9 protein-coding genes are annotated in these 6,680 nt (G+C 59.1%); all 9 read left to right on the plus strand.

Translation table 11 applies throughout. The features are described 5' to 3' along the window. The first annotated feature begins 123 nt into the window (after positions 1 to 123). Positions 124 to 1,569, plus strand: a complete 1,446-nt coding sequence (gene tldD / locus ACXWUF_RS16030) for a metalloprotease TldD (RefSeq protein ID WP_458495660.1) — start codon at positions 124 to 126, stop codon at positions 1,567 to 1,569. Further along, on the plus strand, positions 1,569 to 1,787 hold the full coding sequence (locus ACXWUF_RS16035; protein WP_458495661.1) for a hypothetical protein: 219 nt from the start codon (positions 1,569 to 1,571) through the stop codon (positions 1,785 to 1,787). Before tldD ends, ACXWUF_RS16035 begins: the two co-directional genes overlap by 1 nt. 12 nt (positions 1,788 to 1,799) lie before the next feature. Continuing rightward, the gene (locus ACXWUF_RS16040) at positions 1,800 to 2,087 is read left to right on the plus strand and encodes a type II toxin-antitoxin system Phd/YefM family antitoxin (RefSeq protein WP_458495662.1); all 288 of its coding nucleotides are present in this window, start codon (positions 1,800 to 1,802) and stop codon (positions 2,085 to 2,087) included. Then, a complete protein-coding gene (locus ACXWUF_RS16045) occupies positions 2,047 to 2,367 on the plus strand; it encodes a Txe/YoeB family addiction module toxin (RefSeq protein WP_458495663.1) in 321 nt (106 codons plus the stop codon). Before ACXWUF_RS16040 ends, ACXWUF_RS16045 begins: the two co-directional genes overlap by 41 nt. A 14-nt stretch (positions 2,368 to 2,381) precedes the next feature. Then, complete coding sequence (locus tag ACXWUF_RS16050) at positions 2,382 to 2,594, plus strand: type II toxin-antitoxin system HicB family antitoxin (protein ID WP_458495664.1); 213 nt, start codon at positions 2,382 to 2,384, stop codon at positions 2,592 to 2,594. Between the two features lie 19 nt (positions 2,595 to 2,613). Continuing rightward, the gene (locus ACXWUF_RS16055) at positions 2,614 to 3,369 is read left to right on the plus strand and encodes an HNH endonuclease (protein ID WP_458495665.1); all 756 of its coding nucleotides are present in this window, start codon (positions 2,614 to 2,616) and stop codon (positions 3,367 to 3,369) included. A 62-nt stretch (positions 3,370 to 3,431) separates the two neighbouring features. Continuing rightward, complete coding sequence (locus tag ACXWUF_RS16060; protein ID WP_458495666.1) at positions 3,432 to 3,875, plus strand: DUF29 domain-containing protein; 444 nt, start codon at positions 3,432 to 3,434, stop codon at positions 3,873 to 3,875. 70 nt (positions 3,876 to 3,945) lie between these two features. Continuing rightward, entirely contained in the window at positions 3,946 to 5,298 is a 1,353-nt protein-coding gene (gene pmbA, locus ACXWUF_RS16065; protein WP_458495667.1) for a metalloprotease PmbA, read from the plus strand. A gap of 82 nt (positions 5,299 to 5,380) precedes the next feature. After that, the coding region (locus ACXWUF_RS16070) for a flippase (protein WP_458495668.1) at positions 5,381 to 6,680 on the plus strand (1,300 nt) is incomplete at its 3' end.

Genomic DNA, 6,680 nt, shown 5'->3' on the forward strand with positions numbered 1-6,680 from the left:
CGTCGGGCATGAGTACATGCCCGACCTACGCGAGGAACCCAATCAATCCGCCATCAGTCCACCACAAAATAAGCTCGCCCAACCCCAAACCGCTGTTCACTGACCACTAACCACTTTCCCACAATGAATCACGACCATCTCGCCCTAGCCCATCAAGCCCTGCTGCAACCCGCCGGTCTCGGCCACACCGACCTGGACCGGGTCATGGCCCAATTGCTTGGCGCCTCCGTGGATGCGGCGGATGTTTATCTGCAAGCCACCCGCTACGAATCCTGGATGCTGGAAGACGGCATCGTCAAGGAAGGCAGCCACAGCATCGAACAAGGCGCCGGGGTGCGGGCGGTGTCCGGCGAGAAGACCGGCTTCGCCTACAGCGACGAAATCGCCCTGCCCACCCTGCTGGAAGCCGCCAAGAACGCCCGCGCCATCGCCAAGCTGGGCAACCAAGGCCAGCGGGAAATCGCCACGGTGGAGCGTCCGCCGTCGCTGTACCTGCCCATCGACCCGCTGCAATCCCTCCCCGAAGAAGACAAGCTGACCCTTTTGAAACGACTGGACGAAGAATGCCGCCGCCTCGACCCCCGCGTTGAACAGGTATTCGTCAGCCTCTCCGGCAGCCATGAGGTGGTGATGGTCATCGGCCAGGACGGCGCTATTCACGGCGACGTGCGGCCCTTGGTGCGGCTCAATGTCAGCGTCATCGTGGTGGACAACGGCAAGCGCGAGCAAGGCAGTTGCGGCGGCGGCGGGCGCACCGATTACCGCTATTTCCTGGAGGAAGACCGGGCCAGCGGCTACGCCCGCGAAGCGGTGCGGCAAGCCCTGGTGAACCTGGACGCCGAGGAAGCCCCGGCGGGCGCGATGACCGTGGTGCTGGGTTCCGGCTGGCCGGGCATCCTTTTACACGAAGCCATCGGCCACGGCCTGGAAGGCGATTTCAACCGCAAGGGCACTTCGGCCTTCTCGGGCCGGGTGGGCGAACGGGTGGCCTCACCGCTCTGCACGGTGGTGGACGACGGCACCCTGCCCCACCGGCGCGGCTCCCTGACCATCGACGACGAGGGCACGCCGACCGCATGCACCACGCTGATCGAGAACGGCATCCTCAAGGGCTACATGCAGGACAAGCTCAACGCCCGGCTGATGGGCGTCGCGCCCACCGGCAATGGCCGCCGCGAGTCCTACCAGCACCTCCCCATGCCGCGCATGACCAACACCTACATGCTGCCCGGCCAGCACGATCCAGAGGAAATCATCCGCTCCGTGAAGAAAGGCTTGTATGCCAAGAACTTCGGCGGCGGTCAGGTGGACATTACCTCCGGCAAGTTCGTGTTCTCCGCCAGCGAGGCGTATTTGATCGAGGACGGCAAAATCACCCGCCCGGTGAAGGGCGCGACCCTGATCGGCAACGGCCCGGACGTGCTGACCCGCGTCAGCATGGTGGGCAATGATTTGCAGTTGGATACGGGGGTTGGCACCTGCGGCAAGGATGGGCAAAGCGTGCCGGTGGGCGTGGGGCAGCCGACTTTGCGGGTGGATGGGTTGACGGTGGGGGGGACGAAGGTTTGATGGACGAAAGCTGGCTGCATGAACCGGAAGAAGCCGCCAAGTTAGCGGAAGCAATTGCCTGGGCTGAGGCGAATCCACCGCGAGATAACTTCGCCGAGATTGAGGCGCGGATTATGGCTGGCGTTCAAATCGACGCCGCTGGTTCCCAGCCTCCTGCAAGCTCTAGCTTGCCGGAATCTCGGGAAGATGGCGTTTTGAAAACAAGCGATGAGGCTTAAACGGGGAAAACCATGACCATTCAAACATCGTATTCGGAAGCCCAGAAATCCTTTTCCGCCTTACTCAATACAGTGGCGGATGACCGCGAAGTCGTGATTATCGAACGGCCCGGCGCGGAAAATGTCGCGATGATTGCGGCGGACGAGTTAAGCAGCCTGCTTGAGACGGTCCACCTATTGCGCTCCCCCGCCAATGCTAAGCGTCTGCTAACGGCATTGGCGCGGGCGCAAAGACAGGAAACCCAGCCGCAAACGTTGGATGAACTCCGCCGCGAGGTGGGTTTTGACGAAGCCGAATAAATCCTGCTCTGAAACTCCCAAGCTTCGGGAGGCTATTTTTGAACCGGAGTTCCGCGAGGATTTGAAATTTTGGATTGAGACTGACCGAAAGGTAGCCCTACGAATTATGAATCTCGTCGAGGCTATATCGCGTGAACCTTTTGACGGGATAGGCAAACCGGAACCGCTGAAATATCTTGGGGCAAACGTGTGGTCGCGGCGGATTACCCAAGAACATCGCCTTGTTTACCTTGTGGGTGATGGGCGAATCACTTTCCTACAAGCCCGGTATCATTACTAAGCGTGGCAATTGTTATGCGTTATGCCGTAGTTATTGAACGCGCTGAAAATAACTTCTCGGCTTATGTGCCCGATTTGCCCGGCTGCATATCCACGGGCGATACCGTTGAAGAAGTCGAGCGGAATATCCGGGATGCCATCGCGTTCCATTTGGATGGCTTGCGGGAGGATGGTTTGCCGATACCTGTTGCCACGACGAGAGTGGAATATTGTGATTTGGCGGCTTAATCAACGACATCGCTAATTTATGGCAAGTGTGATCCCTTTTTTAATAGAACAGCTTGATCGCGAACTTGAAAAGCGCGGATTTGCTATAGAAAAGTATAATACCTACGGAAACCCGGTCGGTGGACGCTATTATAGATGGAAAAGCAACCCTGATCTCCGAATGGATTGCATAGTGAATAAAAACAGCATTCTGTTTTATTTCATGCCCTCCTTGCTTAAAAACAGGTCGGCCTTAGAACAGCTAATAATACAATTAGATAACGGCTTAATAGCATACCCAAAAGGTGGTCCAAGCTACCGATATCGCATAAAAACCGCCGCAAACCTACAAACCCTCTTCAACTTTATAGACGAGCATATCCTTTCTCCGACTAGCCGAACTCAGATTAACGTCAACATAACCGAACAAGATATAGAATCGACTAGGCTAACTCTTGATATTGCGGATAAAACATTTGACGAGGGTGCCAGAAAGCAAGTGGTGTCGGTCGCAATTGAAAGAAACCGTCAAGCTCGCACAGCCTGCTTAACCATTCACGGCTCATCGTGCAAGGCGTGCGGCGTAATTCTTGCCGAGAGATATGCAGGTATAGAAAAAGACATCATCCATGTACACCACCTAATCTTGGTTTCCGATCACCCCGGAGAATATCGGATCGACCCTAGAAATGATCTTGTCCCGGTCTGCCCAAACTGCCACTCTGTTATTCACTCAAAGCATCCGCCATACACCATTGCAGAAATCAAGGCCATGCTTATTCAAGACCATTTTTAATGTTTGTTTTCGTAAAATTTGAAAGGTCGGCGCACTAGAGCTTGCGAGCGCTGAGATAACTTATGAACACCATCATTCCCTACCACCAAGACTTCCACGCCTGGGCCATCCAAAGCGCGGCGCTCATCCGCCAGGGCCGGTTATCGGAACTCGACTTAGACCATATCGCGGAGGAATTGGAAAGCATGGGGGCCAGCGACCGGCGGGAATTATTGAATCGGCTGCAAATCCTAATCATGCACCTGCTGAAATACCAATTTCAGCCGGAACGCCGGGGCAAAAGCTGGAAACTCACCATCGTCCACCAACGCACCGCCATCGAACGCCTGCTAAAACAATCCCCCAGCCTTAAACGGCTACTTGATAACCCCGATGAATTCCGCGATGTCTATGTAAAAGCCATCCGGGAAGCCGCCTTAGAAACTGATTTAGATAAAAGTGTTTTCCCGGTGGAATGCCCTTATAGCCTGGAAAATGTGCTTGATGACGAATTCTGGCCGGAATAACGGCTAAAACCTTATACCCTCACCCCAAGCCCCTCCCACCGGGAGAGGAAGAATCTCAAAAGGAACCCCCGTGACCCAATCCGCCCTATCCCCCACCGAACAAACCCAACTCACCCAACTGGAGAGCCTGGTCGCCGAGTGCCTCGACGAAGCCAAACGGCAAGGCGCGACCGGCGCCGAGGCCGGCGTCAGCATCGAATCCGGCCTGTCCGTCACCGCCCGCTTGGGCGAGGTGGAGACCGTCGAACACCACCGCAGCCGGGGTTTAGGACTCACGGTCTACATCGGCCAGCGCAAAGGCTCGGCCAGCACCAGCGACATGAGCCGCGAAGCCATGCGCGAATCCGTCGCCGCCGCCTGCCGCATCGCCCGCTACGCCGCCGAGGACGAATACGCCGGGCTGCCTGACGCCGATCTGCTCGCCACTGAATTCCCCGACCTGGATGTCTACCACCCGTGGGAGCCGGACGCCGAGACCGCCATCGACCTCGCCATCCGCTGCGAGAACGCCGCCCGTGGCTATCACCCGGACATCGCCAATTCCGAGGGTGCCAGCCTCAACACCTTCCAAGGCTTGCGGGTCATGGGCAACTCGCTGGGCTTCCTGCACGGCCACGCCTCCAGCCGCCACTCCTTAAGCGTCTCGGTCATCGGCGAGCGCGGCAACGAGATGCAGCGCGACGACTGGTGGACCGTGGCCCGCGACCGCGCCGACCTGGAAGCCCCGGAAGCGGTGGGCCTCAAAGCCGCCGAGCGCACCATCCGCAAGCTCGGCGCGCAGACCCTCAGCACCCGCCAATGCCCGGTCATCTTCGCGGCGGACATCGCGTCTAGCCTGTTCGGCCACTTCATCGGGGCCATCCGGGGCGGCAACCTGTACCGCAAGTCCTCGTTCCTGCTGGACCATTTGGGCAAGCCGGTCTTCCCGGACTTCATCCAAATCCACGAACAACCGTTCCTCAAACGCGCCCTGGGCAGCACGCCCTACGACGCCGAAGGCGTCCGCACCGTGCCGCATCACATCGTGCGGAATGGCGTGCTGGAATCCTACGTGCTTAGCACCTACTCAGCCCGCAAGCTCGGGCTAAAGACCACCGGCAACGCGGGCGGCGTGCATAATCTGACCATTGATCCGGGCGAGTTGGACCTGCCGGGCCTGTTGAACCGCATGGGCACGGGGCTGCTGGTGACGGACTTGATGGGCCAGGGCGTGAACATCATCACTGGCGATTACTCGCGGGGTGCCGCCGGGTTCTGGGTGGAGAACGGCCAGATTCAATACCCGGTCGAGGAAATCACCATCGCCGGGAATCTCCGCGATATGTACTTCGGGATTCAAGCCGTGGGGAACGATGTGGACTTGCGGGGCAACACCCGCACCGGCTCGGTGTGGATCGACAGGATGACCGTGGCGGGGAACTAGCCGTGGGAGTGGGCTTCAGCCCACGATTTGTAAACCAAGTCGCGGGCTGAAGCCCGCTCCCACCCGCAAAATCCAATCCTCCATGCTGCGCTTCCTCGCCCGTGGTGCCCTCGGCTCGCTCGGGCTAAAAATCGCCACGGTCGGCCTCGCCTTCCTCAATCAATTGCTCGTCACCCGCCTGATGGGGGCCGAGCAATACAGCATCTACGTCTACGCGCTGACTTGGCTCACCGTGTTGGGCCTGATGGGCCGCTTGGGCAGCGACGGCATGTTGACCCGCTTCGCCGCCGCCTACACGGCGCAACGCCATTGGGGCTTGTTGAAGGGTTTGATCCGCTTCGGCTATGGCGCGGTGTTCACGGCCAGCATGGCGGTGGCCGGGGTGACCTTCCTAGCCTTGGCATGGTTCCGGGCCGACTTGGCGGCGGACGCCTACCCGACCTATCTCGCCGCGCTCTGCCTGCTGCCCGTGTATGGCTTGACCGGCGTCGGCCAATCCCTGCTCTACGGCTTCAAGCGCCCCTGGCAGGCGCAGTCCTGCGATATTCTGGCGCGGCTGTTCATGATGGCCTTGGCGGGCGCGGCCTACTGGCACTGGCGGGAATTGTCCGCCTTCGTTGGGATGCTGTGCGGACTCGCGGCGGCGACGCTGGTGCTGCTGATCGCCAGCCGGTGGACGCGCCGGGCCATCCCCGCCGAAACCCGCGCCAACACAAGAGGAATCCAGGCCAAGCACTGGCTCGCCACCGCCCTGCCCATGGGCTTCGTGGCCTTGTTGCGGCTGTTGATGGACCAGGGCAGCCTGCTCTTGGTCGGGATGCTGGCGACCGATCCCAAGGCGGTGGGCATTTACGCGGTGGCCTTGCGGCTTTCGGAACTGGCCGCGTTCGGCCTGCAAGCCGTCGGCATGAACTTGGCCCCGATGATTTCCGAACTCCATGCGACTCAACAAAAAGCCCGTTTGCAGGAATTGCTGACCTATACCGCCTACGGCATTTTCGGTTTCACCCTGGCAGTCGGCTTGGTGTTATATGCGCTGGGCGAGCCGATTCTGAAATTATTTGGCGCGGAATTCACAGCGGCTTACGAACCCATGGTGATACTCATGGCCGGTCAAGTGATTAATGCACTGACCGGCACCGTCGGCTCCCTAATGATGATGACCGGACATCAAACTATCGTGGCCCGGCTGGTGGCTTTTAATACGGCTTTAAGCCTGGGTTTGAATATCTGGCTGGTACCCCGATTCGGCCTGAACGGTGCCGCCTTCGCCAGCGCCACCGGCATTATCAGCGTCAACTTACTCAGTCTAATATTCGTACTGCGCAGCCTGCGGCTCAACCCCACCGTGTTCCGGTGGCCGCACCGTGGGAGTGGGCTTT

This window comes from Methylomagnum sp. (assembly GCF_054333355.1).